Origin of the sequence: Hymenobacter sediminicola (genome assembly GCF_014250515.1) — a bacterium.
In the GTDB taxonomy this organism is placed as follows: Bacteria; Bacteroidota; Bacteroidia; order Cytophagales; family Hymenobacteraceae; genus Hymenobacter; species Hymenobacter sediminicola.
Map to the genome: position 1 here is coordinate 513,097 of NZ_CP060202.1, position 26,656 is coordinate 539,752.

The window sequence follows — 26,656 nt, forward strand, 5'->3', positions numbered from 1 at the left end:
AAGAAAGACGCTTAAAACGTGGGTGTTTATTTCTCGGGTTCAGGAGACATTGTAGGAGGATATATAGGGTTATTTACCACACCAACTTTATTGCCGCATGGATCGATGACGACATATTTCTTTATTGCTTTTCCGGCTGTATTAGCGTCGGTGCTGATATCTGTCAGAATTGTTTCTATCGTAGTGCCGCTTATTTTCTCTACACGCGCATAATCCTTTTCAATGTCAGCTGTGTTAGGTAGCCGCCAGTAGAAAATAGGCTCTTTCGTTTGGCGATAACTGGCACTTGTAGTTAAGATTACTACAATACTACCAACTTTATAGACAGCATATCCCTCACTTCGCTCTGATGTTTCTTTGCCCAGAAACTGATTATACCATTCTATCAGCTTCACCAATTCGGCTTCTGTCTTTGCTGTGTAAACTACCGTATCATGCTGGGCATAAATAGGGTCTGGTTTATCCTCAGAAAAATTACTGCGCCAGCAGGATGAGGCTGTTAGGAGCAGCAGGAGTAGCAGAAGCTGGAGCGTTTTCATGCGGTGGAAATAAGCACTGTGCATCTATCGAGTCGGGACATAAATGGGATTATTAATCACCCCTATTTCATTCCCTAACGGATCCTTGACTGTGAATTCCTTTACTTCTTGCGTAGCCACATTTGCTGAGACGCGGTTATCTGCCGTGTGTTTGCCTTTGCTTATTTTACGGAGCTTGAAGAATGGTAACCCTGCAAAGCTGTTGCCCTCGTCCTGCAGCTTATTGTATTTGGTATCGACTTCTTCTGCCGAAGACAATACCCAATAAAAAACAGTTTTATCAAGTTGGAATGAAGTGAGCAGTGTGGAAGAGCCAGAGCGAGAAGCAGGATCTAAGCCCACGCACACTTTTATGCCGTCTATTTCATAAATAATATATCGGTCCTCTCCCTCAAGTTTCATTTCTTTGGGGGACGATTCGAAGAAGCCGGTGTACCAATCCAGGATTTCCCGGTCTATTGTTCTGCCATTTTTTGCTGGATATATAATCGTCTTTTGACTCTTAAATCCTGAATTTCTATTGCCACCTGAGTCCGATGTTGAGGAAGTATTTTGGGCCTGAATGTTTGCCTGAAAAGCTAGAGCAAACATTATTGCGAGTAGCAAGCTGATTTTCATGGTAGGCGAGATATTGGAAAGTGAATAAAAAGACCAGAGCGAATACCTAGAAACGGCGTCTGCAACCGTCACTCCCCATCTATTTTCGGCGGATATACTGGGTTATTTATTACCCCAACCTGGTTGCCGGCCGGGTCTACCACCACAAATTCTGCTACTTCAGTCACGGCTCCGGTGCCTCGGGAAAGGGTTTTGTCAGGCCGGCCGTCTTCAATGTTCCTGAACTTCTGAAAGAGGGTGCGTTCGAAGCGGTTAGTACGGTCTGCGTTGAGTGTGTTGTACTTGGCCTCCACATCTTTAGAAGTCGGGAGCATCCAGTAGAAAACAGGTTCCTTCAGTTTTACTAGCTGCGGGTTGGTATCCAGCCGGACCTCTACTCCGTCAATGTGGTAGGTGGCATAAGGATAGGTAGCCTCCAAGTCAATCTTGGTCGGTTGGCTGCCGAAAAAGGAGGAGTACCACGCTATGGTGGCAGACAGCTTTGCCGGGTCCCGGACAGGGTATACCACTGTTTTCTGCACCGAAAACCGAGGAGAAGCACCCGTATCCTGTGCGGCTGTTTCGGTACCGAAAGCCAGACAGAGCACAAGCAGAAAAACCGGAAGCGCGCTTTTCATGTGCTACAAGGAAAAACATCAGGGGTAGATACTTCCCAGCAGAACGGGCTCTGCGGTTGGCATATCTGCGTTTCTGGCAGCAGAGTGGCAGAAGGGCAATGTCCGCTGAACTATGTGCCAGTGGTACTAAGTTAATATAAAATATTGTTAATGCTTGTTGGTGATGGTTCTGTTATTGCAGGAACCCGAAACTGGGTAAGGCAGCAGATCTGCTCTTATATGGAGTTTTTATGGCAGCATACTGCCGCAACTACTCGCAAGTGAGATTAGAAGCAATAGAGCCGCTCGACTTCTATAGTATAAGTATTTTGATTTATTTTTTACATATTAGTGGTTAGAATGAGTTGATTTGCCATTTCATCGGCTTCATGCAGACTGATTTGGTAGTTGAAAGGAGGGTCTACAGCGGTAGAAAGTGTGCACGGCCGTCGTCATGGCCAGAGGTGAAAGTTCATGGAGCGACGCCTAACCAGCTGACGCTCATGTGCCCCGGTACCAGCCGACGCTGGGTGTGTTCTGCATAGCCTGCCAAGTGGCAAAGAGAGTTGCTGCCTGCTCGGGTCTGGATTAAATGGGTCTGCTTTGCTACTGCCCGCGCGATGATATTTGATCAACCTGTTTCCCCACCGGCCCAAGCCCGTAAGCTGGCTCATCAGTTGGATTTGCCCACTTCGTCTACTGGGCCCGCACCCGGCACGCTTCTGGCCTCTTCTGCTTCGCAGCTTGGGCAGAAGGTGCTGCAGTTTGTGCTTCTATTGGCGGGTGTGTTTTCGGCAGCGCTGGGCCTGAAAGGGTTTCTGCTGCCGAACGAGTTCATTGATGGCGGCGTCACGGGCATCTCTATGCTGGTCAGCCACGTCACGGGCATTTCGCTGTCGGCCCTGATTCTGCTGATAAATATTCCTTTCGTTATTCTGGGGTACTACCAGTTGGGTTCGGCGTTTGCGCTCAAAACCCTACTCACTATCACGGCACTGGCCGGTGCTCTGATGGTCGTATCATTTCCGGCCCTCACGCAGGACAAGCTGCTGATTGCCGTGTTTGGCGGCTTCTTCTTGGGGGCGGGCATCGGGCTGGCTATGCGGGGCGGCGGCGTGCTCGATGGTACCGAAATTCTGGCCGTGTATATCAGCCGCAAGCTTCCGGGCTCCATTGGTGATATCATTATGATAATCAACATCATAATATTCGGGGTGGCTGCCTGGCTTTTGTCAGTCGAAACGGCTCTGTATTCGATATTGGCGTATCTGTCGGCAGCCAAAACAGTTGATTTTATCCTGGTTGGCATCGAAGAATACACCAGCCTGACCATCATTTCCTTTCACAGCAATGAAATCCGGCAACTGATAACCGACAAGCTGCACCGCGGCGCAACGGTGTATGAATGTACGCAGGGGTTCGGTTCGCATGGGCACCAGCGGCTCAAGGTAGAGGCCGTTTTTACAGTCGTGACGCGGCTGGAAGTCATTAGTCTAACTAAGGCAATCCACGCCATTGACCCGCAGGCATTCGTCGTGATGCAGAGCGTCAGCGACACGCGCGGTGGCCTCATAAAGAAAAGAGCCCTGCATTAGAAGAAGGCCAGCAACGTGGGACTTGCAGGAATGAAGCAGGTAAGCTCCAGGAGGAGAACGAGCATGAATACAAACACGTGGTACCGTTTTCTGGGAGTGCGGCCGGGCGAGACGAAAACCGTTTGGCTGTTTTTCCTGCACAATTTTCTGCTGGGCATCGGCACTATTCTGGTGTATGTGGCGGCCAACGTACTGCTGCTGGAAAACCATCCGGAGCGGAACCTGCCGCTAGGCTACTGTGCCGGGGCTGTTGCTATGCTGCTGGTGGGGCGGCTGTATGCGTACTGCGAGCATAGATGGCCGCTGCAAAAGCTGGCTGTGCGGGCGCTGCTGGCGACGCTGGTGCTAACCGTGGTACTGAGCGTGCTGCTGGTCACGGGAGCGTCGGTGGTGGCGGCAGTTGCCATCATGGCCGGCTACCGGCTGATTTATCTGCTCACGAACCTGGAGTTCTGGGGCATGTCGGCGGTGGTGTTTAATGTGCGGCAAAGCCGGCGGCTGTTCGGCATCATCAGTGCCGGCGACATGCCGGCCAAGGCGTTGGGAGCCGTGCTGGCCGTGTTTGTGCACCTGCACTACGACCTGTATTTTCTGCTCCTGACGGCTTTTGGCATGTATGTGCTGGCTCTTTCCATGCAGCGCTATACGTTCCGGGCGCAGGCTATGGCAGCGCAGCCAGTAGCCCTTGCTTCACCACATCAGTTGCACTCGTCACCTAGGGGCCGCAAACTGGTTCTGTACATGGGCCTGAGCCTGACGGCAATTGCTGTAGTAGCAGTCGGTGTGGAGTATCTGTTTTTTGTCAACGTGAAGCAGAAGCTGCAGAGCCAGGGCTCCATGTTGCAGTATGTAGGCAGCGTGCTGGCCCTGACGTATGGGCTGGCAACGGTGTTCAAGCTGCTGGTAGCCCGCCACGGGCTCGACCGGCTGGGTATTCGCTGGACTCTGGCCGTGCTGCCGCTGGCGGCACTAGCTGGCGTCGTGCTGTTTGGAGTGCTACGGGCGGGCGGTGTAGGCCCGATGGGCCAGATGGCGTATTTCTGTGGCCTGTATCTGGGGCTGGAAGTACTGCGGCGGGCCCTGTTTGAACCGGTTTTTCTGGTGCTGTTTCAGCCGCTTCCGCCTGCCGGGCGGTTGCAGGGGCACACCTGGGTAAAAAGCTTCTATGAGCCGTTGGGCCTCGGGCTTGGCGGTTTGCTGCTACTGCTGCTACGTGGGGCGGGCGGCCTGCCTGTATGGGCGGGGCTGGGATGCATGGCTGTGTTCCTGCTGGTTGCTTTGCTGCTGCTACAGAGCGCGTATCAGCAGTATCTGAGCGAGCTGAAGAATGCGTTAGGCCTGCGCTTCACCACCGACGAGCTGGCGTTGGCCCCGGCAAGCGAATCCCGAACACAACCTGCCGTGCCCACTGTACCCGCTGCCGAAGCCCTGAGCGCCTTGCAGCACCTACACCGGATAGATGCCCCACTGCTGGTACAACACGCCCAGACTCTGCTCCGCCATCCTGCAGGAGAGGTCCGCCGCCGGGTGCTGCTGATGGTAGGCGACCGGGTGAAACTGAGCCTGCTCCGCTACCTGCTCCTGCACGACCCCGATGCTACAGTACGGGAAACGGCCAGCCAACTGGTATGTCGGCATCCTAATGCCACCGACCTGCTGCAGCACACCGATATTGCGGTGCGCAAAGGCGCCATTCGGGGCAGACTAGAGGCCGTGCCTTCCGACGTGCAGGCCCAAGCCAGTCTGGCTGAACTGGCTGCTACCGCCCACCACCACGTAGCGGCTCTGCAACTCGTGCGTTTTCTATTGCCCGACCAGCAGGTGGCCCTCATCACCACAGGGCTTAGTAGCCAGGAAACAGCCCTGGTGCAGGCCGCCACTACGGCCGCTACGGCCGTTTCGCCTACGGTCTTGGCTAGCCAGCTGCTGGGGCTGCTGCGGTCTAAAGCCGCCCGCCGCCCCGCTGCCGACTGTCTGGTGCAGATAGGCGACGGTATTCTGCCGTATCTGCAGGATACTTTAGCTCATGAAACCGATGCCCGGTTTCTGCGGGAATTGGCGCAGGTATGCAGCCGGTTAAAAACAGAAGCGGGCCGCCAGGTGCTGGTGCGCATGGCGCAGGACGCTAATCTGCACGGCCGGGCTGCCGCGCTGCGGGCCCTGAGCAGCCTGCCCGCAGTGCCCACCGATGCACCTCTTTTTCAGCACTTGGTTGAGGAAGAAATGCGACTTGCCCAGCACATGCTGCACAGTATGACCAATGCCAATGCGGAGCTACGAAGTACCCTGCGCTACGAACTGCGCAAAAGCCAGCAGCGCCTGCTTGGACTACTAATCCAACTCTACGACCAAGGCCCTTTGCTAAACGCACAGCGTGGCTTGGCCCATGCCACTGGTGAGCGGCAGGCAAATGCCCTGGAAATTCTGGACAACCTGATTCCGCGGCCGTTGTATCAGGGCCTGCAGGCATTGCTGGATGTCGGCCGTCTCAGCGAGAAAGTCCAAACGTTTGATGACTTGCTGGGCCCCGCTGTCCTGACGGAATCCATCCAGACCACCATTATCCGGCGCGGTATAGCGGCCTTCTCCGCCTGGACGGTAAGCGTAGCCCTACGCCAGTGGCATCCCACCCCCGAAAACGTGACCTACTTGCATCCGCACCTGCAGACAACGAATCGTTTGGTGCAGGAAAGTGCCGAAGAGGTGTTGCGCCGGCTGCCGCTGCAGCGCCCGGCCGCCTACGACCATCTGCTGCAGTTCTATCCCACCCTCGCTTCGTATTCCGCCATGACTGACCATGCCTCACCCTCAGCTGTTTCGTTTCTGGAGCGTGTTCGAATGCTGAAAAGTACCGCGCTGTTTGGCCAGACCCCCGAGAATAGCCTCGCCACCATTGTGCCTATCATGCACGAAGTAACCTATGGGCAAGACGAGGAGATATTCGCGAAAGGGACCTTAGGCACTTCGCTGTTCATCATTTACGAAGGCGAAGTAGGAATTTTCAATAAGCGGCAGCTGCTTACCACTTTCGGCAAAGGTGAGTTCTTTGGAGAGCTGGCCCTGCTCGATGCGGAACCTCGTTCTGCGTCGGCGGTAGCCCTGCAGCCCGTTCGCGCATTTCGTATCGACCAAGAGGACTTTTACGACGTGACAGAGGAGTGCACGGAGGTAGTACGCACCATTATGCGGGAGCTGTGCCAGCGGCTACGGCGCCAAAACGAGAAAATGCCCCAGCCCGACAACGAACCCGCAGTGCATTCTGAGTAGTAGACTGCTGCCCGCTACGTTTTCTGCTGTGGGCGTTTCTCCAGGATGAGGTTGGTGCGGAAGGTGTTGAGGCTTTCTTCAAGACCCACTGGATAGGTGTGCGGGTTCAGGAAACGGCGGATGCTGGGGTCGAGGCTTTGGACTTCACGCTGGGCATGTGCCCGGCTTTCGGCTAGCGTAGGCAACTCGTGTACCAGCTTGCCGCGCCGAAATACGGGCTTCAGGAGTTCCCGGTACGGGGCCTCGGGTCGCACTGAGCGGCGGCGCGTCGCATCCAGCGGATCGACGATGGTGAGGTGGTCGGGGAGGGGCTCGGCGGCGTTGTAGAGCATGTCGGCGCGGGGCTGGCCATTCTCGGTTTCGTAGCGCCGCACCTGCAGAATGCCCGGAATACTGGTTTTGGCCAGCTGCTCCGAGAGCTTGATGGTGAAGTCCCAGCCCGAGTCATCGGGTTTGCGCAGGGCGGCCAGCTTGTATACCCCACCCAGCGCTGGCTGGTCGTAGGCCGTCACAAGCTGCGTACCAATGCCCCAGGTGTCAATCCGGGCGCCCTGTAGCTTCAGGCTGGTAATGAGGTTCTCTTCGAGGTCGTTGCTGGCCACGATGCGCACATTAGGAAATCCGGCTTCGTTGAGCAATGCCCTGGCCTCACGGCTGAGGTAGGCCAGGTCACCGGAATCGAGGCGGATGCCGCCCAACTCGTGCCCTTGGGCGCGCATCTGGCGGGCCACACTGATGGCGTGCCGTACCCCTTCCAGGGTGTCGTAGGTGTCTACTAAAAATACGGAGTCATCGGGAAAGGCCTTCGCATACGCGGCAAAGGCTTCTTCCTCATTCTCAAAGGCCATAACCCAGCTATGGGCGTGCGTGCCTTTCACCGGAATACCGAAACGCTGCCCCGCCAGCACGTTGGATGTGGCATCAACGCCGCCCAGGTAAGCTGCCCGGCTGGCACTCAGCCCCCCATCGAAGCCCTGGGCCCGGCGGAGGCCAAACTCCAGCACCGTGTCGGAACCGGCGGCTTCTCGGATGCGGGCGGCTTTGGTGGCTATCAGCGTCTGAAAGTTGACGAGCGTGAGCAGGGCCGTTTCTACCAACTGAGCTTGGAGCAGCGGACCCTGCACCCGAATTAGGGGCTCATTGGCAAATACGGCTGTGCCCTCCGCAATGGCATCTACATCACAGTTGAAACGCAACTCGCGCAGATACTCTAGAAACTCCTGAGGAAACATCACGCCGCCTTTCGAGCTCTGCAGGCCTCCCAGGTAGGCAAGATCATCTTCCGAAAAACGTAGGTTCTGCAGAAAGTCGACGGCGTGTGCCAGCCCGGCTGCTACAGCATAGCCCCCTTGGAAAGGCGGCCGGCGAAAGTACAGATGAAAAACGGCCTCTCGGTCCTGCAGGCCCTGTTGCCAGTAGCCATACGCCATTGTAACTTGATAAAGGTCGGTGAGGAGGCTGAGCGAAGGCGCGTAGAGGCCGGAAAGCGGAGCTGAGTTCATGCGGGCAACGGTTGAGATGCCGTAGCTTACGCAGAATATTTTATTCTGTCGTGCTTATGGTCTCTTCTGCTCCTACTCGCGGGTGGGCCGCCCTGCATCAGCTGGAAGTGCTTGCTGCCTGGAAGCGCCTGTCCATCGGGGTGTTGCCAGCGGTGCTGCTGTACATACTGGTGCCTGCTGCCTGGCCCCCGCTACTACGGCTCACGGCAGCCTGGGACGTCTTTGCCCTAACTACGCTGCTCGTTACCTGGAGCATTATCCTCACCGCCGATGTGGGCCACATCCGGCGCATTGCCACGCGGGAAGACCCGGGGCGTGTGCTGTCTTTCGGATTTGTATTGGCGGCTTCCAGTGCCAGCCTACTGGCTATTGTTACGCTGCTGGCTTCCACGCGCCTACCTGGGCATGTAGTGCAGCTGCGGCCGGCAGTAGTTGGGATTGGGGGCGTGCTGGCGGCCTGGCTCCTGGTGCACACGCTGTTCACGCTCCGCTATGCCCACCTATTCTATGACACTGACAATGGGCGAAAAGAAGGTGGGCTGGAGTTTCCGGGAGACGAAAAAGAGCCGGACTACCTCGATTTTGCCTACTACTCCTTCACCATCGGCATGGCAGCCCAGACGGCAGACGTGGGAGTTTCGGGCCGCACCTTGCGCCGGCTGACCTTGCTGCACGCGCTGCTGTCATTTGGCTTCAACACGGCTATTGTAGCGCTTACGGTCAGCAGTCTGGCTATGCTGCTATAGCAGTAGTGCGCCGCACACCTCCGCGCTGGGAGCGGCAATAGCAGGCCGCTTCCAGCAGCGTGGCTACCACCGGCGGACGCTGCGTGCCTGGCAGGGCCTCAATAGCCTCGCGTAGCTCATCGGTCAGATGGCAAAGCACCAGGTGTATATGTCTGTGCTGTAGGGTTTCGTAATAAGCACCCAGTAGTTGAAGGGCCGCGGCCGGCAGTTTGGGCAGTTGGCTGCAGTCTACCCACACGCTGGCCTTGCCACTGGTGCCGGCTCGGTGCAGAGCCCGCCGAAGCACCTCGTTTTCCGGTGCATTTGGTACATCAGTCAGAATCAGCAGGTAGCTGTCTGGTAAAATCTCGCGGTACACATCCAGCATAGAAGCCACTTTTAGTTAATGCCCAACAGCTACACTCATGCTAACACGGCGTACTGGCAGTAAGCGCAACTCAAACATTATTCGTTCAGTCACTAGCAAGAAACTTCTTGCTCACCGCCTTTCCATTTCTTGGCGTAAGCATTGTTCTATCCGATACTGTAAAAGTATAACGTTATCAGAAAATAAAAAAGAGTTAACTACTGATTTTCAGTGCAGTTATAAATACGTACCGATGCTGGGTAGGCATCCGTAGGTAGTACCGTGCGAGTTGCTAAGTATACCTGATTACACCAACCCATTGGAGACGGCGAACTTGATGAGGGCGGCGGTATTTTTGGCCTGGGTTTTCTCGATGATATTCTGGCGGTGGGTTTCGATCGTGCGTTTGCTGGTGAAGAGGCGGTCGGCAATTTCGGCGTTGGTCAGCCCTTCGGCAATCAGGCGCAACACCTCCAACTCCCGCTTCGATAGGCCGTTCTGGGGCCGGATCAACTCCGCCGGGGCTTCGGCAGTGTGGTGCAGCTTGCGCAGCAAGTCCAGCGCAATAGTGGTGCTGAGGTACGGCAGGCCCCGCGACACTGTGGTTATGGCGTAGATTAGCTCAGCTTGGTCTGTGTTTTTGAGGGCATAGCCTAGCGCTCCACACCGCAGCACCTGCGCTATATACTGCTCATTGTCTAGCATAGAAAGCACCAGGATGTGCAGGTCGGGGTATTGGTCCCGCAGCAGCGGAATTGTGTCGAAGCCACTCATGCCCGGCATGTTCAGGTCCAAAACCACTATATCGGCCGGGGTGGTAGGCAGCAGATCGAGCAGGGCCTGCCCGTCGCTGGCTTCCCCTACCACAGTCATACTATGCTCGTTTTGAAGTAAAGACCGAATTCCGTCCCGGATTATAGGGTGGTCATCGGTTAGTAGTACGCGAATCATTTTAAGCGAATAGAAACACTGGCTAGAGGCGCCGCTTACCGTTCCTAAGCCAAGGCAGCGGTCAGAGAAATGGATAGGAGCCCGCCCGGAAAGCGTCTGGCACCCTATGACCGAAAGTAGAACATAGGAATCACGGGGCCGAATACAAGGCCTAAAAGCAGTATTTACCCTGATGCAGTTCCTGCCCGAACGCCGGTTTTGTCCGTACAAATACGGGTGGTCTGCGCGCGGCACTACCGTGACAGGGACCTACGGCAAACACCGCTTGCGCTGCATCTGCGTACAGTTGGGGTTAAGAATCCGCAGTGAGCCAGCCCCAATCAGCCACTGAACCTAAGCCTGGGTTTCCCCGTTCCGCCTATACGCTCAGTGCTGGTTTTTTGCACACAGTACAGGCTCGTATCCGTGGTCTGGCTTGTCCGAAACGCCATATTCCTCCTGCGCCTCCAGCATATGATCCGAGTATTCCTGACCGATGACCACACGATTTTGCGCGACGGTATTCGGGCCCTGCTCAGCCTGCAGCCCGATCTGGAAGTGGTGGGAGAAGCTTCCAATGGCGAAGAACTCCTCACTATGCTTCCCAGTACTCCCACCGATGTAGTGCTGATGGATATTAACATGCCCGTGCTGGACGGCTTTGCTACCATGAAGCGGCTGCACGATGAGTACCCAGATCTGCGCGTGCTGGTGCTGTCTATGCTCGACCATGAAAACTATGTACACCGAATGCTGGAAGCCGGCGCTACTGGCTACGTGCTGAAGAATGCCGACATCACAGAAATTACGCACGGTATCCGTACGGTAGCGGCCGGCCGGCCTTTTCTGTGCACGGAAGTTGGGCTGGATATGCTCTACAAGCTGGTGCGCAACGTAGCGGCCCCGCACGAAAATCGGGGCAAATCCGGCGACCTATCAAAGCGGGAACTGGAGGTGTTGCGCCTGATTGCCGAAGGGCTGACCAACGCCGAAATTGCCGACCGCCTCTTCACCAGCAAACGCACGATCGAAACCCACCGCCAGAATATCATCGAGAAAACCCAGGCCAAAAATACCGCCGCCCTTATCAAGTTCGCCGTCTCCAGTGGGTTGCTGAGCGAGTAGTAACTACTCTGGTTCTTCGCCTATCAGAATCTCCTCCGGAATGCTGCCCGGTGAGTATTCCAGCCCGGCGGCCAGCTTGGCTACTGCCGAAAGAAACGACGCACGGGCCGTCTGAAGGCCGGGGCCGCCTTTGTCAGGTTGCTGATAATCGAGGAAAAGCGCCGGATTGGTGGGGTGTCGCGCTACCCAGCGCTGGGCTTCCGCCTCCGGCATCAGTGCGGGGTTACCCCGCCATCGGGTTTGGTAGTCTGGCTGCTGGGTGAGTTCGGTGTGTTTGAAGTACAGAGGGATGCCATCGGGCACGGCATACAGGCAAACCCGACGGCCATGCGGCGCCGGGGACAGGAAGAGGCATTCCATTACTGGTAACTAACGGGCAAAAGGTGTGTAAGCAGGGTACTCGGAGCGTAGCCCATGTACGACGATAACCGGCGTAATGGGTTGGTTTGATGTAACAAAATCGGTATTACTTGTCAATTATCGGCGTCTCAGGGGCCGCTATTTATTCATCGAAAATGAAAAACCCTCTTTGCAGGCAGCAAAGAGGGTTTTTTGAGAGTAGCCGCGACGGGAATCGAACCCATATCAAGCGTTTAGGAAACGCCTATTCTATCCGTTGAACTACGCAGCCGGCGAATCGCTGCAAAGGTAGCTCGAAACCAAAGACTGCCCAAACGAGCTTACATCTTGTAAAGCAGGGCAATACCGAAGGATAGTGCCGTCAGAATCAGTCCGACCATGAAGATAGTGTAGCTGATGCGCAGCAAGCGGTACTTGCGCGTCAGCACGTCGCCGAGGTAGTAAATGTCCGTCACCATGTTGGTATACAGCGCGTCTTTCTGGCCCATCAGTTCGTTCATGCCGTGCTGGAAGTCGTCGAGGCTGAGCTTATTGAAGTTGCCGAAGAACAGCAGATTTACACGGCGGTTTGTCGCAATCTGAGGGCTGCGCTTCAACCACTTGAAACTGGTGACATCAGGCTGAGCGCACAGAATGGCCGATACCACCGAGCCCAGCGCCGTAGCTAGCAGCAGCCCGATTGGGATGGTAAGCACCGGGTTGTTCATAATGGTAGGGCTCAGCACACCGGACTTGGTGCCAGCCTTGGCTCCGAGGTAGGTAATAATAACCGACAGTAGCACTGCATTGAGGCTAATCATCATGTTAGCCTTTTTATCGGCCATGTCCGAGAGCTTCATGTGGTTGCTGTACATGGTGCGGAACATCGTTTCGATGCCGCGCTTGGGCTCTGCAAAAGTGCCGGTTTCCTCTTCGGTCTTCTTTTTCTTTTTCTTCTCGGTCTTTTTCAGCCGGTCACGCTGCTCCTTGATGTTGGCCTTAAACTGCTCCTGATAGCGGCTGTTGGCTACCTCTGTGTGGAACTTGGCCCCGTGCAGAAAGTCCAGCTGCGACTCAGCCCACTCCACGTTGGAATAGGTCTTGCCCAGCGTAGTTTCCCATTCGGCCCGTAGCAGTTCCGCATTGGCAAAGAAATCTTCCCGGCCCATGCCGCTCATATCGGCATCAGCCAGCAGTTGCTGCAGCTGAGTTTCACACTCTTCGTTGCGGTGCGTGCCCCGGATGGTCTCCTTCACCAAGGTAATGCGCTCGGCCGGGTAGCCCTGCTGGCTTAGCCACTGTTCCGCCAGTTCCATGCTGCGGTATTCGTGCCCATCGTATACTTCAATGTAGCCGGCATCATGAAACCAGGCGGCCAGTAGCAGCGCCTCCTGGTCGGGGGCGTTCAGGCCGGCATCTTCTCCCAGCTTGCGCGCTTCCTTCACCACAGCCGTGGTATGCGCCAGCGAATGGTAGACTATCTGCTTGGGGAGCTTAGCCTCAAGAAGCTGTGTAATGTACGCCTTGGCCTGCTTCAGAATCTCTGATTTTTCGGCTTTGGGGAGCTGGAGCGTTTCCGTGGGTTCCATGGAGGAAGAAAGGGTGTGCAACGGTGGCAGAGGCCTCCCGACCGCCTTTCAACGCGAATCAGGCGACGGGGTTTTTCTGGCACCACTCAACCGTATAGTGTTAGATTGCGTAGGGCAGGCACCCGGCCTGCTTTGGACGCGAAGCTCGGTTAGCCGTTTGGGTAAGTTACTCGTATTTCTACGAACTACCTGAGTGAGCCAGCCGCCAGCCAACGGGGTACGTACCCGCAATTTCTCCCTATAGCCTTTTTATGAAGCGCTTTTTATTGACTTGTGGCCTAGTGCTGACGGCTTGTACGGCCCCGGTGTGGGCCCAGAAGCCAACGCAGACACCTCACACTACCCGGCCGAACTACCATCATGGCGCCGAAAACTGGGAGGCCAAAACGCCTCCCGACAGCTCCCGCATCCGCTACACGGTCTTCCTGATCGGGGATGTGGGCAAGCCCATTGAGACGGCTAAAGGTGGCGAGCCTTCACTGAACTATCTGCGCAAGCAGATTCTTTCCGCCGGCACCAAAAGCACCACCATCTACCTCGGCGACAATATCTACGAGTACGGCATGCCCGAAGAAGGTGCCTACGACCGTAAAGAGTCGGAGCGCCGCATTGTAGATCAGCTGAATGTGCTGCGTGACTACCAAGGGGAGAAGTACATGATTCCTGGTAACCACGACTGGAAGCAGGGCAACAAGGGCGCCGTAGACCAAGTGAACCGCCAGCAACGGTTCGTGGAGAATTTCATGACCAACGATTCGGCGGCCTTCTCCTATACAGGCGACTTTTTCATTCCGCGTGATGCCTGCCCCGGCCCGTTTGAGGTGCGCCTGCAGGACAATGTGGTGATGATTGCCATCAACTCGCAGTGGTTTTTACAGGGTGAAGGCGAGCGGCCTTACGGCTCGAACAGCGGCTGCGGCGTAGCCAACGAGACAGACTTTTTCACGCAGCTCGAAGACATCATTACTCAGAACAAGGACAAGAATATCGTGGTAGTGGCGCACCACCCCATTCAGTCAGATGGTATTCACGGCGGTTTCTTCACGCTTGGTGACCATATTTTCCCGCTTTCTATCGTCTACAAATACGCGTTCCTGCCGCTGCCCATCATCGGGTCGGTGTATCCATTTGCGCGCAAATACGGCGGGATTTCGCAGGACATTCCCCACCCGCTATACCAAGCATACAAAAAGGGGCTGGAAGATATTTTTGCCAAGCACCCAAACATCGTGTACGCGGCCGGCCACGAGCACAATCTGCAGTATTTCAAGGCCGATACGTACCACCAGATTGTGAGCGGCTCGGGCTGCAAAACTCAACACGTGCGCACCGGCCGCGACGCCAACGCGCACTTCTCGGATAAGGAAAAGGGCTTTGCGCGGGTCAATTACTACGATGACGGCCAAGCATGGGTAGAGTTCTGGATTCCGAATGCTGCCGGCGAAACCGGACGCTTGGTATTCCGCACTCCACTCTACGCCCAGACTCCGGTTGCAACTGACAGCGTAGCCGTGCCACTGGCTGGCAAGCGTCCTAACTTCCGCGACAGTACCGTGACGGTAGCCGTAAACTCTAGCTACGAGGAGCGTGGCAAGTTTCACAAGTTTCTGTTTGGAGAGCATTACCGCAAGGAATGGGCGACGCCAGTGACATTCCCGGTGCTGGATCTGGCTACTGAGAAAGGTGGTCTGACTCCCTACAAAATCGGGGGCGGCAAGCAGACAGCTTCGCTGAAAGTGCGTAACGAGGAAGGCCGCAACTTCACCATTCGCAGCCTCAACAAAGATCCATCGGCGGTGCTGCCAGAAGCGCTGCGTACCGGCGCCGCTGCCGACATTCTGCAGGACCAGATTTCGGCGCAGCACCCCTATTCGTCGCTGCCGATACCGCCGCTGGCCACGGCCGCCGACATTCTGCATACCAACCCGGAGCTGCGCTACATTCCGCAGGATCCGCTGCTGGGGCAGTATCTCGAGCGGTTCGGCAACACGCCGGGCGCCATTGAGGAAGATGCCAAAGACGACCAGAGCGACGTCGCTTCGCTTGGCAACGCCAAAAACCTGGTGGGCACCGACAAGGTGTTTGAGCGCATCACCGACGACAATGACAACCGCGTCAACGAAAAAGCCTTTGCTCGCACACGCCTCTTCGATATGTGGATTGGCGACTGGGACCGGCACGAGGACCAGTGGCGCTGGGCCGAGAAAAAGGACAAAGACGGCGACCGGAAATTCACGGCTGTGCCTGAGGACCGCGACGTTGCCTTCTTCAAAGGCGACGGCTTGTTTCCGTACCTGGCTTCGCGCAAGTGGGCCATTCGCAACTTCCAGAACTTCGGCGACGACTATGCGGACTGGAAAGGCCTGAACCTGACAGCCCTCAGCAATGACCGGGTGTACTTGGCTTCCGTGACGAAGGAGCAGTGGGTGAAAGAAGCCAACGACATGAAGGCCGGCCTCACCGACGAGGTGATTGAGAAGGCATTTCGGGAACGGTGGCCCCAGCAGATCTACGACCTGCACGCGCAGGAAATAATCGGGAAGCTGAAGAAGCGCCGTGACCTACTGCCCGAAGTAGCCGCCAACTACTACACGCTGCTGAGCCGCGTGACGGAGGTAAAAGGCTCTAAGAAGCGCGAGAAGTTTGTGGTGGAACGACTGCCCGACGACAAGACCCGGGTATCGGTGCAGAAGATCAATAAGGAAGGCGAGCTGACCAAAATGCTCTTCGACCGCACCTTCGACAATAAGGTGACCAAAGAACTGCGTCTCTATGGGTTCGATGGCAACGATATATATGACCTGAAAGGCGACGTGAAAAGCGGCCCGCGGGTACGCGTCATTGCGGGCACGGGCCGCGACTCTATCGTGGACCGCTCAAACGTGGCTGGCTTCCGGCACTACACCCACATCTACGATGCCGACACCGGCAACGTGATAGTGCCCGGCCGCGATACGCGCCTACGCACGGAGCCTGGCATTGATGTGAGCCGCTACGATGTGCACAACCGCTCCGACCGTAAGGACTACACCCTGAACTACTTTGGCCCCACGCTTTATTTCGGCTACAACGTAGATGACCGACTGTTTTTTGGCGGCGGCGTTGTGTACCGCACCTATGGCTTCCGCAAGGAGCCCTATGCTTCGGAGCAGAGCCTAGCCGCCAACTATTCGCCTTCGCAACAGGCGTACAACGTGCGCTACCTGGGGCACTATGTAGATGTAATTGGTAAGTACGACCTGCGGGTGAATGCCCAGTTCTACGGTCCGCAGCTGCTTTATAATTACTTCGGGGAAGGCAACGACACCGAAAACATTCTGTCCGACGACAATGACACCCGTGCCCGCGACATCAACGACACGTACCGGGTGCGCTTCTCGCGGCTCTATGTGAGCCCAGTGCTGGAGCGTGACCTGTTCAGCTTCCTCAACATTGGCTTTGGTCCGCAGTACGACCAGTTCCGGGTGGAGCGCAACCCCATTGGCAGCCAGATTGCGCTGGGCCTCGATGAGAACAACAACGGCACCAGCGGCGCCGCACTAGGCATCCGCTCCTCCGACTTCCAGCTGAACCGCTACCTGGGTGGCCGCGCCTACCTCAACATTGACGCGGCTTCGTCGCCGAAGAACCCCCGGATTGGCCTGCGCTGGTACAACTCAATCGAGTACAACTACCAGCTCAATGCCGAGCAGCTGAAATACGGCCGCATGGCTTCCGAATTCCGCTTCTACCTCACGCCTAATTTTCCCTTCCAGCTGACGTGGGCGGGTCGTATCGGGGGCAACCGTAACTTCGGCGACTACCGCTTCTACCAAGCCAACACGCTGGGCGGCACCACCAACCTGCGTGGCTACCGCCGCACGCGCTACGCCGGCCGCTCGTCGGTGTTTGCTAATGCCGAGGTACGGCTGCAGCTCTTCGAGTTCAATGCCTATCTGGTGCCCGGCAAATTCGGGATTATGGGCCTGGCCGATGCAGCGCGGGTGTATTCGCAGTATGATGTGAAAGACGGGGCCAAAGCATTCCACACTGGTTTTGGTGGGGGCGTGTGGGCCGACATCCTGAAGCAGGCTGTCATCAACGCTACGTATTCGGTAGGCGAGGAAAACCTACTGTTCGTGGGCTTCGACTTCCTGTTCTAGCCACGTAGCCGACGTTTCGCTTTTTAGGAAAAAGCCCGGCCGGTTTCATGGGCCGGGCTTTTTGCTGCTAGGAAATCCTGACCCAGAACCGGTAAGAAAATGCCAAGCCAAACTCAGCCTTTTTGCGCACTCCTCCGTTAAGAGCCAAGACTCCACATGTTGCTGGCTGACCTTCTGTTTATGCGTACTACCGTTACTCAACGGGCACGTCTGTTGCGTGCTTTGCCTTTTTTTGCGCTGCTGGGCGCTGCTACTGTTCCGGCCGCTGCCCAGGTATTTCCGCCACCCGCTCCCACGCCCGGCGACACTACCGCCAGCGGTGCCATTGATCAGCAGGAGTTTGCCACGCCTTCGGTTGTGGGAATGGGCCCTAGTAAGGGTCTGATCTTCCACTACGAGCGGATGCCCACATTCAAGGTCAATTCGGATGCGCAGGTGGTAGGACTACAGGACTACTCGGCTAACGCCGAAAAGAACGCGCGGCTCGTCATCAAGGGCTACATTCCGATGCTTAACCGTCCCCATCTAAAGCTTATTCTGGGAGTCAACTATGAGCGGGAGGAGTTCCAGTTTAAGCAGAACCCAACCAACTACGAGCTCTACGATAACATTGAGAACAAGGCGCTCAAAACGCTGGGCGCGCAACTGGCCGTCATCCGGCCAGTGAACACCGACAATTGGTACATCTTCCGGATAAAGGGCGAACTGAGTGGCGACTACACCTCCTCGGAACTGAACGTGACGGACTATTTGCGCGTGTCGTCGGAGTTTCTGTATGGCTGGAAGCGCAGCCCTACTTTTTCGTGGGGTATCGGGGCGCAACTGGGCTACACCTTTGGGCGGCAGAGCATCTACCCGGCAGTGCTCTACAACCGTACCTTCAACAACCGGTGGGGGGTGGAAGCACTGTTTCCGGCCCGCGTAACGATGCGCTACAACGCTTCGCCCCGTTCCCTGTTCTTTGCCGGCTACTCAGTTGATGGCTTCAACTACATCATCAAACTGCGCAATGAGCTGACGCGCAAAAACCCGGAAACCGGCTTGGCCTTGTCTGACAAAAGCCCGCTACGGACGCTGGAACTTCGTGAAACTGAAGTGAAATTCCGGGGCCGCTGGGAGCGTGAAATCTATGACTTCATCTGGTTCGGCGTGGAAGGTGGCTACCGCTATAATTACGCTTTCGACGCCTTCGACCGCACCAACGCCGACCGGGAGAAGATAGTTGACAGCAAGTTTGCCGGGGCGCCATATGCCTCTCTCGAAATCTTTATTGTGCCGCCTCGTAAGTTCCTGAAAAAAAGCAGCGCCCCGCGCTAGGCGCTACCGTAACTAGTAAACACGAACAAGGGCCTTTGTCTGTCAAGATGGAGGACCTTGTTTGTGTTTCAGCGTACTGCCAACTGGCGCATCAGGCAGAAAGCCATTGAATAGTGGCTCCCTCATCCAGAAACAAGCGCAGCTGGTAGCGTTGTTCGGGAGCAGTTCCTTCCTCGATTATGGCTTTTTGCTCGGCGCTGGTATCATAAGCGGTGAGGCGGGCGGGGGAGCAAAGCGCCGCAATGCGTAGCTGCTGGGGTGCCAGCATGGCGGCGGCCCGCGGAAAGAAATCATGCACAGTCCAGTGGGCAAAGTCAGGCTGTAGCGCGTCACGCCGACGCACGTCCAGTAGCCAGCGGGCGGTGTCGCTTTCCATAGCGGCCCGTAGCAATGCCTCGAAATCAGTCTGGAGCTGATACACGGAGGCATCCGAAGGCCAACGGGCTACCAGCAGCCCCAGGTCGGGGCGGTGATGAATAGTGCAGGAAATGTCTGGCGACGACATGGTAGCTAGGGGAAAGCCTGCCAATATACAGAACTGCCCCCTTCATCGGCAAGCGTTGAGCCCACAAGGCGAACTGGCCGTGTTCCTAACCCCGGCTGGCCTGGTAAAGTCGTAAAACAGTGGCCGCTACATGCCTACAGGTTTGAAACCCCCTGCCTATTTAGTATCTAGGTAAGACAAGTAAGCTCCGCTCTATGAGAAAGCCTGTTTTCCTGCTTTTGCTGCCTGGAATACTGGCTGTGCTGCTAATAGTGTGGTGCCTGCAGTACTATCCTGACCACTTGGTTAGTCTGCTACGCTGGGATGCCCTGTGGTATGAGAGCATCCGGGCTGATGGGTATCATTTCGAGGCCAATGCCAAGAGCAATACTGGTTTTTTTCCGCTCTTTTCTTACCTGTGGCGGTGGCTGAATCTGAGCCCAGCAGGTATCAGCGTGCTGAACGGCATGCTCATGCTGGGTACTACGTATGGGCTTGCCCGGCAGCTTCGGCTATGGTGGCCGGCAGTCTGGTTGTTCGTAGCGCTGCCAACCAGCTTGTTTTTTTATGTGCCCTACACCGAGGCATTGTTTTACGCGGCGTCCGGGCTGGTAGTGCTGGGGCTGGCCCGGCAGCGGCCCGCACTGGTAGCGGCCGGATTGCTGCTGGGTGGCATTGTGCGTCCTTCAGCGCTATATTTTCTGCCGGCGGCGGTTGGGCTGGGGCTAGTCGAAATCAGACATTGCCCGGCAGAATGGCGTCGGTGGCTTGGTCGTAGTGCTCTGTATCTGGCGTCAGCAGCGACGGGAATTGGGTTGGTGGTGCTTGGGCAATGGTACAGCACAGGCATATGGCTGGCGTACGTGAAAACCCAACTGCACTGGGGTCACACTTTCAAGTTACCGGTATTGCCTTTGACCAGCGTAAGCCAGGGTATTATGCTACTGGACGCTATGGCGCTAGTGGCCGGGCTGGCTTTGGGGGGCTGGCTGCTCTGGGTACTGATACAGCGCCAGCGTCCTGCCCCGGAAGTAATATTTGCGGCGGGCTTTGTAGTGGCAACAGTACTCAATACGCTCTTGTATGCCCCGCTGCTTCGGGGTTCTACGTCTCTTATCAGTGTAGCACGCTACGTATTCTGTACACCGTTTTGCCTGTTGCTACTGCACTTTTTTTTACCCCGTCAGCGGCCATCCGGGCTTTTGCTGGCTGCTACCGCTGCTGCCGGAATAGTGCTGACTCTGTTGCTCGGGCTCTGGCAGATGCCGGTCCTTAATTTCCGGAGCCTGCCTGGCATTGCCATTGCGGGGCCTTTGCTGGCCCTGCTGCTGCTGGGGTATACACTGCTGTGGGCAGGCGTCGGCTACCGGCTGGTGCGTTTCAGCCTCTACAGCCTGAACATACTGCTGCTGCTAGTGCTGCTACGCAATTACCTGCTGGGCTATTGGGTAGGATAAGGTTAGCTGAAGCTGCCAGTTGCCCTCCAGTTTGTCTCTGGCTAATGCGCCAATAACCACTCAGTAGCCAAGCCTTCGTCGTTGAAGATGGCTACATCGTAGCCCCGGGTTGGGCTAATGGCGGCCTGCACGCTTTGCTGCAGCGAAGGACTAGCCTTCAGAGCTTCTTCACGGCTCGGCGAAATGAGATAGGCCAGGCGGGGGCGTACCGGAGCCAGCGCCGCTACCACTTCCGGGAGCCACACGTTGGCTGCCCAGTCGGCCATTTCGGGGGTAGGATGGGGGCGGCGGCGCACATCCACGAGCCAGCGAGCAGTATTATTGCTCCGCGACTCCGCCAGAATAGTATGATAGTCCTGCTGAAACAAGTCAGGATGCAGAGCATCCAGCCAGCGCACCGTGAGCAAATCCAGGTCGGGCCGGAACTGAATGTTGAGAGTAGAAGAAGAGTACATAAGGGGGAAATGCGGAAACCAGGCCGCCGCTCGGCCAGCCCTATATACGGGCTGGATAGTATTTGGGCGTAAACCAGCGGTTGGCACGCCATAGCAACACGCTCATCCAGCAAACTGTTAGCGTGGAAGGCCAGCGTGGCATGCGCGTAAGTGGGCCATGCATTGTGTCACATAGCCACCAACATTCTATCCCCAGATAGCACTGGCAGCTTCTGCTAAGCAGGGAAAGAAAAACGAAGCCGAAGGCTAAGCGCCGTAGCTAAAAAGTCCGGTTGCTACACCACCGCGTAGCAACCGGACTTTCCAAATTAGATGATGTTGACAGATGGTGCTACCACAGGCGCGTGTCATGCACGCCGGCTGGCAGGGGTGGGTGTTCGGCCAAACCCAGTACGCACCAGCCTTGCTCGAGCCCGAAGGAGCCACCCTGTAGCAGGTAGCTAACCCAACGCTCTGTGCTGCGGCCGCTGTACTGTTCGCTTTCAGGTTCGTACTCGCGCAGCAGCAGAGCGTCGCCTACTTTATACTGCCGGTCGTTGAAGCGCACATCGAAGGGCTTATTCCCGTTGAGTACGGCTGCGAAGCAGGCTGGCCATACTTTCAACTCGTGGAAGCTGATGTTAGTGGCCGGAGTAGAAACCAGTGCGGAAGAGGAGGTATATGTCATGGTGAGGAAATCTGAAGTGCAACAAACACGTCTGCTCCTGCAGATCGTTCACCCTGAATATATGGTTTTTACAGTGGCGACGCTGCAGTAGCCATTCATCACCCTGCTTTTCAACTGGTAACTATGCTGGTTTCCGGCGGCGGGAAGCCAACTTTTTGAGGTAGGCGTAGGTGTCAAACTGGGCCCGCACACGGCCCGCCTCCGCTTCGTCTTGGCCCACAAAATTGTTCTGCCAGTCCCGCGACTTCACATTATCCTGGCGTTGCAGGTCCAGCAGGTGGCGCACTTCAGCCCGCAGTTCAGGTTGCAGAATTGGGAAGGCCACTTCCACGCGCCGGTCCAGGTTGCGTGCCATCCAGTCAGAAGAGGCTACGTATAGCTTCTCGTCGCCGCCATTGCCAAATACGTAGATGCGGGCGTGCTCCAGGTAGCGGTCCACGATACCACGCTGGCTGATATTCTCGCTTTGGCCCGCTCGGCCCGGAATCAGGCACGAAATGCCCCGGATAAGCAGCTCGATACGCACACCAGCCTCGCTGGCTTCGTAGAGCTTCAAAATCATACGCTCATCCTGCAGGGCATTCAGCTTGAGAATGATGTAGGCATCTTCGCCTTTTTTTGCCCGCTTGATTTCGCCGTCTATCAGTGCATTTAGTCGTTCGCGCAGTTCAAACGGCGCCACCAGCAAGTGCTCAAACTGGCCGGTTTTGTCCTGCCGGTCGTGGAAATAGCGGAATACCTCACCCACCTCACTGGTCAGGCGCGGGTCACTCGTAAACAGGCCGTGGTCGGCGTAGATGCTGCTGGTCACTTCGTTAAAGTTGCCGGTGCTCAGGTAGGCGTAGAGGCGGTTCTGGCCTTCCTCGGCGCGCGTAACAAGCAGTAGTTTACTATGTACTTTCAACTCCGGAATGCCATAGATAACGTTGGCTCCGGCCTTTTGCAGCTTCTCGGCCCAGTACATGTTGCTCTCCTCATCGAAGCGGGCCTTCAGCTCTACTACCACGGTCACCTGCTTGCCGTGTTTCACAGCTTTCAGCAGCGCTTTAGCTACTTCGCTTTTGCTCGAAACGCGGTAGAGCGTGATGCTGATGCTACTCACCTGCGGGTCCTGCGCGGCTTCTGTAATGAAGCGTGTCACATAGTCGAACGACTGATAGGGCAGGTTCAGCAGATGGTCCCGTACGGCAATGGCCGGTATCATTTTGCCGGTGCGCGGCAGCGTTGGGTGCGGCAGCGGCGGGTGCGGCTCGTACACCAGATGCGTTAGACCCAGGTCAGGGAAGCCGAAAAAGTCGCGGAAGTTGTGGTAGCGGCTGCCTTCCACTAGTTCTTCTTTGCCGATACCGGTCTTCTGCATAATAGCTTTCAGCACCTCTTTGGGCATGGCCGGGTCGTAGAGCAGGCGGGCCGGATAGCCGGTTTCGCGCTTCTGCAGGCTACTCTTGATTTTGGCCATCAGGTTGCCAGATACTTCCTCCTGAATGTCGAGTTCGGCGTCGCGGGAGAGCTTAATGGCGTGCACCTGCACCTTCTCGAACTTGGGGAACAGCGTGTGGGCACAGCACCGCACCACGTCGTCGAGGAACATCACAAACCGTTCGTCGCCTACTACGGGCAGCTGCACAAACCGGCTGCCGTGGCGCTTGGTGGGCATTTCCATCACCATCACCCGCTGATCGTCGGTGTGCTTTTTCTTCTTGCCTGTGCTGGTTGGCTCCGTGAGGTAGAACGTGAGATATACCGTCTGGTCCTTGAGAAACAGGTGGTGCAGGTTTTCATCCAGAATCACGGGCGAAAGCAAATCCTGCACGTGCTGCTCAAAATACTGCTGCACCCATTTACGCTGCTCTTCGCTCAGGTCGTGCTCCGATACCAAGTGAATGTGCTGCTCGCGCAGTGCGGGCAGCAAGCCATTGCGGAACGTGTCGCCGAATTCTTCCTGCTGCCGGCCCACCTCATCCAGTAGGTTCTTGAGCTGCTCGGTAGGGTCTTCGCCCAGCTTGGCGCGGGTTTTCTTTTTGAGTTTCACCAACCGCCGCAGCGTAGCCACGCGCACCTTAAAGTACTCGTCGAGGTTGCTGCTGAAGATGGCCATAAACTTAAGGCGCTCCAGTAGCGGCACCTGCGGATTCTGTGCTTCTTGCAGTACGCGGCGGTTGAAAGCCAGCCAGCTCAGCTCCCGGTTTAGTAGTTCGGGCTTCGCCGCAGCGGGCTTTTTTTCGGTCTTTTCCATGGGGGTGAAATCAAATGTATACAGCGCATTGCACCGTAAGAAGCCGAGAAGTCAAAAGCAGAAGTGCTACTTCGAGGCTGGGGAACTGGCGTTCAGTGTTGGTGCGCTACTCGGCGTTGCGCGGACAGTCGAAGAAGTAAAACTCTGCGTTGCTGCGGTCCACATCGGCCCAGTGTTCCGTCTGGAAATGCAGGCATACAATAGAGGCCGTGGGCATCTCCTCGCTCAGCGGGCTTTCCATTAAGTGGTTGGCCAGGTCAGTGATGGTGTTGTTGTGGCCTACCAGCAGCACGGAATCTGCCTCGTCCGGCGACTCCCGGACCACGCGTAACAAGGTCTGCAAATCGGCGTGGTAAATTTCGGGACGTACCTGAATCTTCTCGTGCGGGTAGCCGATTTCCTTCGCCACCAGTGCGGCGGTGGTTAGTGAGCGAACGGCGGTAGAAGCCAACAGCAGATCTATATGGGTGTCACGCTGAGCCAACGCCTGGCCCATGCGGGGGGCATCGTCACGGCCCCGGTCGTTGAGAGGGCGCTGCTCATCAGAGAGGTCGTCGAAGCTCCAGCTGGATTTGGCGTGGCGCATCAGGTACAGGATTTTCATACGGCAAGTAGGTGGGTTGGAGAGAGTAGCGGACCGGAGGCAGGCCTCTTTACTACGACCCCGGCAAAATGGTTATTTCGCAGCGCAAGCACAACGGCAAAATAATATGCCACGCTGCCGCAGGCCCAAAAAGAAAGCCCGCCATGTGGCGGGCTTTCCTGTTTTAAAAAAGGAAGAGCAACTACTACTCTTTCACGAAGCGCTGGTTCGATACCTGCTGGCCATCCGTAATGGTCACCATGTAGATACCTTTGCTCAGGCCCGAAATATCAAGCTGTCCTTCGCCGCTGTAACGAAGCTGGCGCTGCTCGGCACCACGCATGTCGTACACTCGTACGCTCACGGCGGTAGCATCGTGGTCAGCGGGAATAGCAATGTTCAGCACATTGGTTGCTGGGTTCGGATACACGCCATAATCGGCAGAAGCTAGGCGGGCCGAAGTGCGGGCCGTACCGCCGGAGATGGTGATGGAGTAGTCCTCGGTTTCGCCGTAGCTGAAGCTGCCGCAGCTGCTCGTGGCCGAGGCGTCGCTCATCACCACCCGCAGGCGGGTCTTGCCGTTCTTGGCCGTGGCCGGCACCGTGAACGTGCTGCTCAGCGTCGTGGCGCTGCTCGTGCCCGCCCGGTTGACCACCGTCTCGCCGCTGTCCAGGAAGTCGCCGTCCTGGTTGTAGTCGATGTACACTTTCCAGTACTCGGTGTAGGCCGTGGAGGCGAAGCCGGCGCTGTAGCTGATCGTCTGCGAGGAGCCGGCCGTCACGGTCGTGTTCAGAGCCGTGCCGTCGTAGTAGCCGGCGTTGCTGGCCGAGCTGCGGGTGATGCTGCCCAGGCTCACTAGATCAATCCACTCATACGACACGCTCGTGCCTTTGCTGGCGCAGTAGGTAACGGTGGTAGGAGGAGGCGTAGTGCCACCGCCGGGGGCCGTGCCGCCCAGCGAGGTGAGCAGCGAAGCACGGCTGCCGCCGGTGCCGAACAGAGCGCCCATGCGGGTGCTCTGGCCCGTCGAGAACATGTACATGCAGGCGTCGTTGGTGTAGTCCATGTAGTTCATGAACATGTCACCGTTGGTGGTGTTGCCGCAGGTGCGGCGTGGGAAAGTTGGGCAGCCGGCGTTGTCAGCCTGCTGGGTGGGTGTGTCGCTCACCAAGTCGTTGCCACAGTTGGCATCTCCCCAGATGTGGCGCAGGTTCAGGTAGTGGCCTACTTCGTGCGTAGCCGTACGGCCCAGATTGAACGGAGCCGACAGGTAGCCGGTACGCCCAAAATAGTTTGGTCCGATTACTACGCCATCAGTGCTGGCCGGGCCGCCCGGGAACTGCGCGTAGCCTAGGATTCCGCCGCCGATATTGCACACCCATATGTTCATGTACTGACCAGCAGGCCAGGCGTTGAGGCCACCCGTGCTGGTGCTCTTCATGGCATCAGCAGTACCCCAGGTTGTTTTGGTGCTCGACTTACGCTCGATACCCGTGGTAGCATTGCCGTTGGGGTCGCGCTTGGCCAGCACAAACTGGAGGCCGGCGTCAGCAGCCAGCCCGGCGAAGGCCGCCGGCGTCTTGCTGACATCGGAGTTGAGCTTGCGGAAGTCCTCGTTGAGTACGGCAATCTGCGAGGCAATCTGCGCATCCGAGATGTTCTCGTTGGTGTTGCTGTAGAGTACGTGTACTACCACCGGAATTGTACCGAGCAGTGCTGTGCCGCGTTGCCCTGTTGGGTTTGCCTCGAACTGCCGGGTCTGGCTTTCGATGCTTTGCAGGCGTTGCGACATGTTGGGGTCAGATGCGAGCTGACGTTCCAATACGTCCATTGAGGCGCACTGGCGCTGTGCTACGGCCTGAGTTGTTGTGCCCAAGCCGAGAGCGGCTAGGGCTAACGCGTAGAAGGTTTTCTTCATGCGAGTGAGAAAGGAGTTGGTTGTGGAAAAGAGAACGAGAAGGCCAATTTATTGAAAGTATTCAAACGTAATGGATAAAAAGATGTGCGGAATTATGGCTATTCTTAAAAAAGCCTGTCCAGATGATAAAATGGCATCATTTGGCCATGGAATATTTGGTAGACAAACGTTTGTTTTTGAACTATATCAACAACTGGTATAAACT

At 56.5% G+C, this 26,656-nt stretch carries 21 protein-coding genes and 1 tRNA gene; 7 read left to right on the forward strand and 15 right to left on the reverse strand.

All coding sequences use genetic code 11. The features are described from left to right. Window positions 1-26: 26 nt before the first annotated feature. The 3 genes from H4317_RS02240 to H4317_RS02250 form a co-directional block, all read right to left on the reverse strand. On the reverse strand, window positions 27-539 hold the full coding sequence (locus H4317_RS02240) for a VOC family protein (protein WP_185888573.1): 513 nt from the start codon (window positions 537-539) through the stop codon (window positions 27-29). 24 nt (window positions 540-563) lie between these two features. Further along, a complete protein-coding gene (locus H4317_RS02245) occupies window positions 564-1,157 on the reverse strand; it encodes a hypothetical protein (RefSeq protein WP_185888574.1) in 594 nt (197 codons plus the stop codon). Window positions 1,158-1,225: 68 nt separating this feature from the next. Next, complete coding sequence (locus H4317_RS02250) at window positions 1,226-1,774, reverse strand: hypothetical protein (RefSeq protein ID WP_185888575.1); 549 nt, start codon at window positions 1,772-1,774, stop codon at window positions 1,226-1,228. A 599-nt stretch (window positions 1,775-2,373) separates the two neighbouring features. Between H4317_RS02250 and H4317_RS02255 the strand changes: the two genes are divergently transcribed. Continuing rightward, window positions 2,374-3,348, forward strand: a complete 975-nt coding sequence (locus H4317_RS02255) for a YitT family protein (RefSeq protein WP_185888576.1) — start codon at window positions 2,374-2,376, stop codon at window positions 3,346-3,348. A 63-nt stretch (window positions 3,349-3,411) separates the two neighbouring features. Next, window positions 3,412-6,615: a cyclic nucleotide-binding domain-containing protein gene (locus H4317_RS02260; RefSeq protein ID WP_185888577.1), complete on the forward strand. Its 3,204-nt coding sequence runs from the start codon at window positions 3,412-3,414 to the stop codon at window positions 6,613-6,615. Between the two features lie 14 nt (window positions 6,616-6,629). Here H4317_RS02260 and H4317_RS02265 read toward each other — a convergent pair whose 3' ends face one another. Then, entirely contained in the window at window positions 6,630-8,117 is a 1,488-nt protein-coding gene (locus H4317_RS02265; protein WP_185888578.1) for a nicotinate phosphoribosyltransferase, read from the reverse strand. A 56-nt stretch (window positions 8,118-8,173) separates the two neighbouring features. On the opposite strand from H4317_RS02265, the gene H4317_RS02270 reads away from it, so the two are divergent. Continuing rightward, complete coding sequence (locus tag H4317_RS02270; RefSeq protein ID WP_185888579.1) at window positions 8,174-8,863, forward strand: DUF1345 domain-containing protein; 690 nt, start codon at window positions 8,174-8,176, stop codon at window positions 8,861-8,863. On the opposite strand, the gene H4317_RS02275 is transcribed toward H4317_RS02270, so the two are convergent. Continuing rightward, window positions 8,850-9,239 carry an STAS domain-containing protein gene (locus tag H4317_RS02275; RefSeq protein WP_185888580.1) on the reverse strand — a complete coding sequence of 130 codons (390 nt, stop codon included), beginning with the start codon at window positions 9,237-9,239 and terminating at the stop codon, window positions 8,850-8,852. The genes H4317_RS02270 and H4317_RS02275 overlap by 14 nt on opposite strands. Window positions 9,240-9,515: 276 nt before the next feature. After that, window positions 9,516-10,160, reverse strand: coding sequence for a response regulator (locus H4317_RS02280; protein WP_185888581.1), 645 nt, complete (start codon window positions 10,158-10,160; stop codon window positions 9,516-9,518). A 453-nt stretch (window positions 10,161-10,613) separates the two neighbouring features. Between H4317_RS02280 and H4317_RS02285 the strand changes: the two genes are divergently transcribed. Further along, complete coding sequence (locus H4317_RS02285) at window positions 10,614-11,264, forward strand: response regulator (protein ID WP_185888582.1); 651 nt, start codon at window positions 10,614-10,616, stop codon at window positions 11,262-11,264. Window positions 11,265-11,267: 3 nt separating this feature from the next. Here the strand turns inward: H4317_RS02285 and H4317_RS02290 are convergent, their stop codons facing one another. The 3 genes from H4317_RS02290 to H4317_RS02300 all read right to left on the reverse strand — a co-directional run bounded on the left by H4317_RS02290 (window position 11,268) and on the right by H4317_RS02300 (window position 13,192). Then, window positions 11,268-11,624, reverse strand: a complete 357-nt coding sequence (locus H4317_RS02290) for a hypothetical protein (RefSeq protein WP_185888583.1) — start codon at window positions 11,622-11,624, stop codon at window positions 11,268-11,270. A 199-nt stretch (window positions 11,625-11,823) separates the two neighbouring features. Beyond that, window positions 11,824-11,895: transfer RNA gene (locus H4317_RS02295), tRNA-Arg, on the reverse strand. A 49-nt stretch (window positions 11,896-11,944) separates the two neighbouring features. Next, a complete protein-coding gene (locus tag H4317_RS02300) occupies window positions 11,945-13,192 on the reverse strand; it encodes a Pycsar system effector family protein (protein WP_185888584.1) in 1,248 nt (415 codons plus the stop codon). A gap of 251 nt (window positions 13,193-13,443) precedes the next feature. Here H4317_RS02300 and H4317_RS02305 point away from each other — a divergent pair, with 251 nt between their 5' ends. After that, complete coding sequence (locus H4317_RS02305) at window positions 13,444-17,334, forward strand: metallophosphoesterase (protein ID WP_185888585.1); 3,891 nt, start codon at window positions 13,444-13,446, stop codon at window positions 17,332-17,334. 180 nt (window positions 17,335-17,514) lie between these two features. Beyond that, entirely contained in the window at window positions 17,515-18,651 is a 1,137-nt protein-coding gene (locus H4317_RS02310; protein WP_185888586.1) for a DUF6268 family outer membrane beta-barrel protein, read from the forward strand. Window positions 18,652-18,742: 91 nt separating this feature from the next. Here the strand turns inward: H4317_RS02310 and H4317_RS02315 are convergent, their stop codons facing one another. Beyond that, window positions 18,743-19,156, reverse strand: a complete 414-nt coding sequence (locus H4317_RS02315) for a hypothetical protein (RefSeq protein ID WP_185888587.1) — start codon at window positions 19,154-19,156, stop codon at window positions 18,743-18,745. Between the two features lie 194 nt (window positions 19,157-19,350). Here H4317_RS02315 and H4317_RS02320 point away from each other — a divergent pair, with 194 nt between their 5' ends. Then, the gene (locus H4317_RS02320) at window positions 19,351-20,592 is read left to right on the forward strand and encodes a hypothetical protein (RefSeq protein WP_185888588.1); all 1,242 of its coding nucleotides are present in this window, start codon (window positions 19,351-19,353) and stop codon (window positions 20,590-20,592) included. 41 nt (window positions 20,593-20,633) lie between these two features. Here H4317_RS02320 and H4317_RS02325 read toward each other — a convergent pair whose 3' ends face one another. From H4317_RS02325 to H4317_RS02345, 5 genes are all read right to left on the reverse strand, one after another. Then, entirely contained in the window at window positions 20,634-21,047 is a 414-nt protein-coding gene (locus H4317_RS02325) for a hypothetical protein (RefSeq protein WP_185888589.1), read from the reverse strand. A 331-nt stretch (window positions 21,048-21,378) separates the two neighbouring features. Next, on the reverse strand, window positions 21,379-21,714 hold the full coding sequence (locus tag H4317_RS02330; RefSeq protein WP_185888590.1) for an ASCH/PUA domain-containing protein: 336 nt from the start codon (window positions 21,712-21,714) through the stop codon (window positions 21,379-21,381). Between the two features lie 121 nt (window positions 21,715-21,835). Then, window positions 21,836-23,950: a polyphosphate kinase 1 gene (ppk1, locus tag H4317_RS02335; protein ID WP_185888591.1), complete on the reverse strand. Its 2,115-nt coding sequence runs from the start codon at window positions 23,948-23,950 to the stop codon at window positions 21,836-21,838. Window positions 23,951-24,056: 106 nt separating this feature from the next. After that, window positions 24,057-24,554, reverse strand: coding sequence for a SixA phosphatase family protein (locus H4317_RS02340; RefSeq protein ID WP_185888592.1), 498 nt, complete (start codon window positions 24,552-24,554; stop codon window positions 24,057-24,059). A 184-nt stretch (window positions 24,555-24,738) separates the two neighbouring features. Then, complete coding sequence (locus tag H4317_RS02345) at window positions 24,739-26,451, reverse strand: GEVED domain-containing protein (RefSeq protein WP_185888593.1); 1,713 nt, start codon at window positions 26,449-26,451, stop codon at window positions 24,739-24,741. Between the last annotated feature and the right edge of the window lie 205 nt (window positions 26,452-26,656).

Bases quoted from the DNA above. Each gene is read 5' to 3' on its own strand.
- H4317_RS02240 (WP_185888573.1), bottom strand. From the start codon at position 539: ATGAAAACGCTCCAGCTTCTGCTACTCCTGCTGCTCCTAACAGCCTCA.
- H4317_RS02245 (WP_185888574.1), bottom strand. From the start codon at position 1,157: ATGAAAATCAGCTTGCTACTCGCAATAATGTTTGCTCTAGCTTTTCAG.
- H4317_RS02250 (WP_185888575.1), bottom strand. From the start codon at position 1,774: ATGAAAAGCGCGCTTCCGGTTTTTCTGCTTGTGCTCTGTCTGGCTTTC.
- H4317_RS02255 (WP_185888576.1), top strand. From the start codon at position 2,374: ATGATATTTGATCAACCTGTTTCCCCACCGGCCCAAGCCCGTAAGCTG.
- H4317_RS02260 (WP_185888577.1), top strand. From the start codon at position 3,412: ATGAATACAAACACGTGGTACCGTTTTCTGGGAGTGCGGCCGGGCGAG.
- H4317_RS02265 (WP_185888578.1), bottom strand. From the start codon at position 8,117: ATGAACTCAGCTCCGCTTTCCGGCCTCTACGCGCCTTCGCTCAGCCTC.
- H4317_RS02270 (WP_185888579.1), top strand. From the start codon at position 8,174: ATGGTCTCTTCTGCTCCTACTCGCGGGTGGGCCGCCCTGCATCAGCTG.
- H4317_RS02280 (WP_185888581.1), bottom strand. From the start codon at position 10,160: ATGATTCGCGTACTACTAACCGATGACCACCCTATAATCCGGGACGGA.
- H4317_RS02285 (WP_185888582.1), top strand. From the start codon at position 10,614: ATGATCCGAGTATTCCTGACCGATGACCACACGATTTTGCGCGACGGT.
- H4317_RS02290 (WP_185888583.1), bottom strand. From the start codon at position 11,624: ATGGAATGCCTCTTCCTGTCCCCGGCGCCGCATGGCCGTCGGGTTTGC.
- H4317_RS02300 (WP_185888584.1), bottom strand. From the start codon at position 13,192: ATGGAACCCACGGAAACGCTCCAGCTCCCCAAAGCCGAAAAATCAGAG.
- H4317_RS02305 (WP_185888585.1), top strand. From the start codon at position 13,444: ATGAAGCGCTTTTTATTGACTTGTGGCCTAGTGCTGACGGCTTGTACG.
- H4317_RS02310 (WP_185888586.1), top strand. From the start codon at position 17,515: ATGCGTACTACCGTTACTCAACGGGCACGTCTGTTGCGTGCTTTGCCT.
- H4317_RS02315 (WP_185888587.1), bottom strand. From the start codon at position 19,156: ATGTCGTCGCCAGACATTTCCTGCACTATTCATCACCGCCCCGACCTG.
- H4317_RS02320 (WP_185888588.1), top strand. From the start codon at position 19,351: ATGAGAAAGCCTGTTTTCCTGCTTTTGCTGCCTGGAATACTGGCTGTG.
- H4317_RS02325 (WP_185888589.1), bottom strand. From the start codon at position 21,047: ATGTACTCTTCTTCTACTCTCAACATTCAGTTCCGGCCCGACCTGGAT.
- H4317_RS02330 (WP_185888590.1), bottom strand. From the start codon at position 21,714: ATGACATATACCTCCTCTTCCGCACTGGTTTCTACTCCGGCCACTAAC.
- ppk1 (WP_185888591.1), bottom strand. From the start codon at position 23,950: ATGGAAAAGACCGAAAAAAAGCCCGCTGCGGCGAAGCCCGAACTACTA.
- H4317_RS02340 (WP_185888592.1), bottom strand. From the start codon at position 24,554: ATGAAAATCCTGTACCTGATGCGCCACGCCAAATCCAGCTGGAGCTTC.
- H4317_RS02345 (WP_185888593.1), bottom strand. From the start codon at position 26,451: ATGAAGAAAACCTTCTACGCGTTAGCCCTAGCCGCTCTCGGCTTGGGC.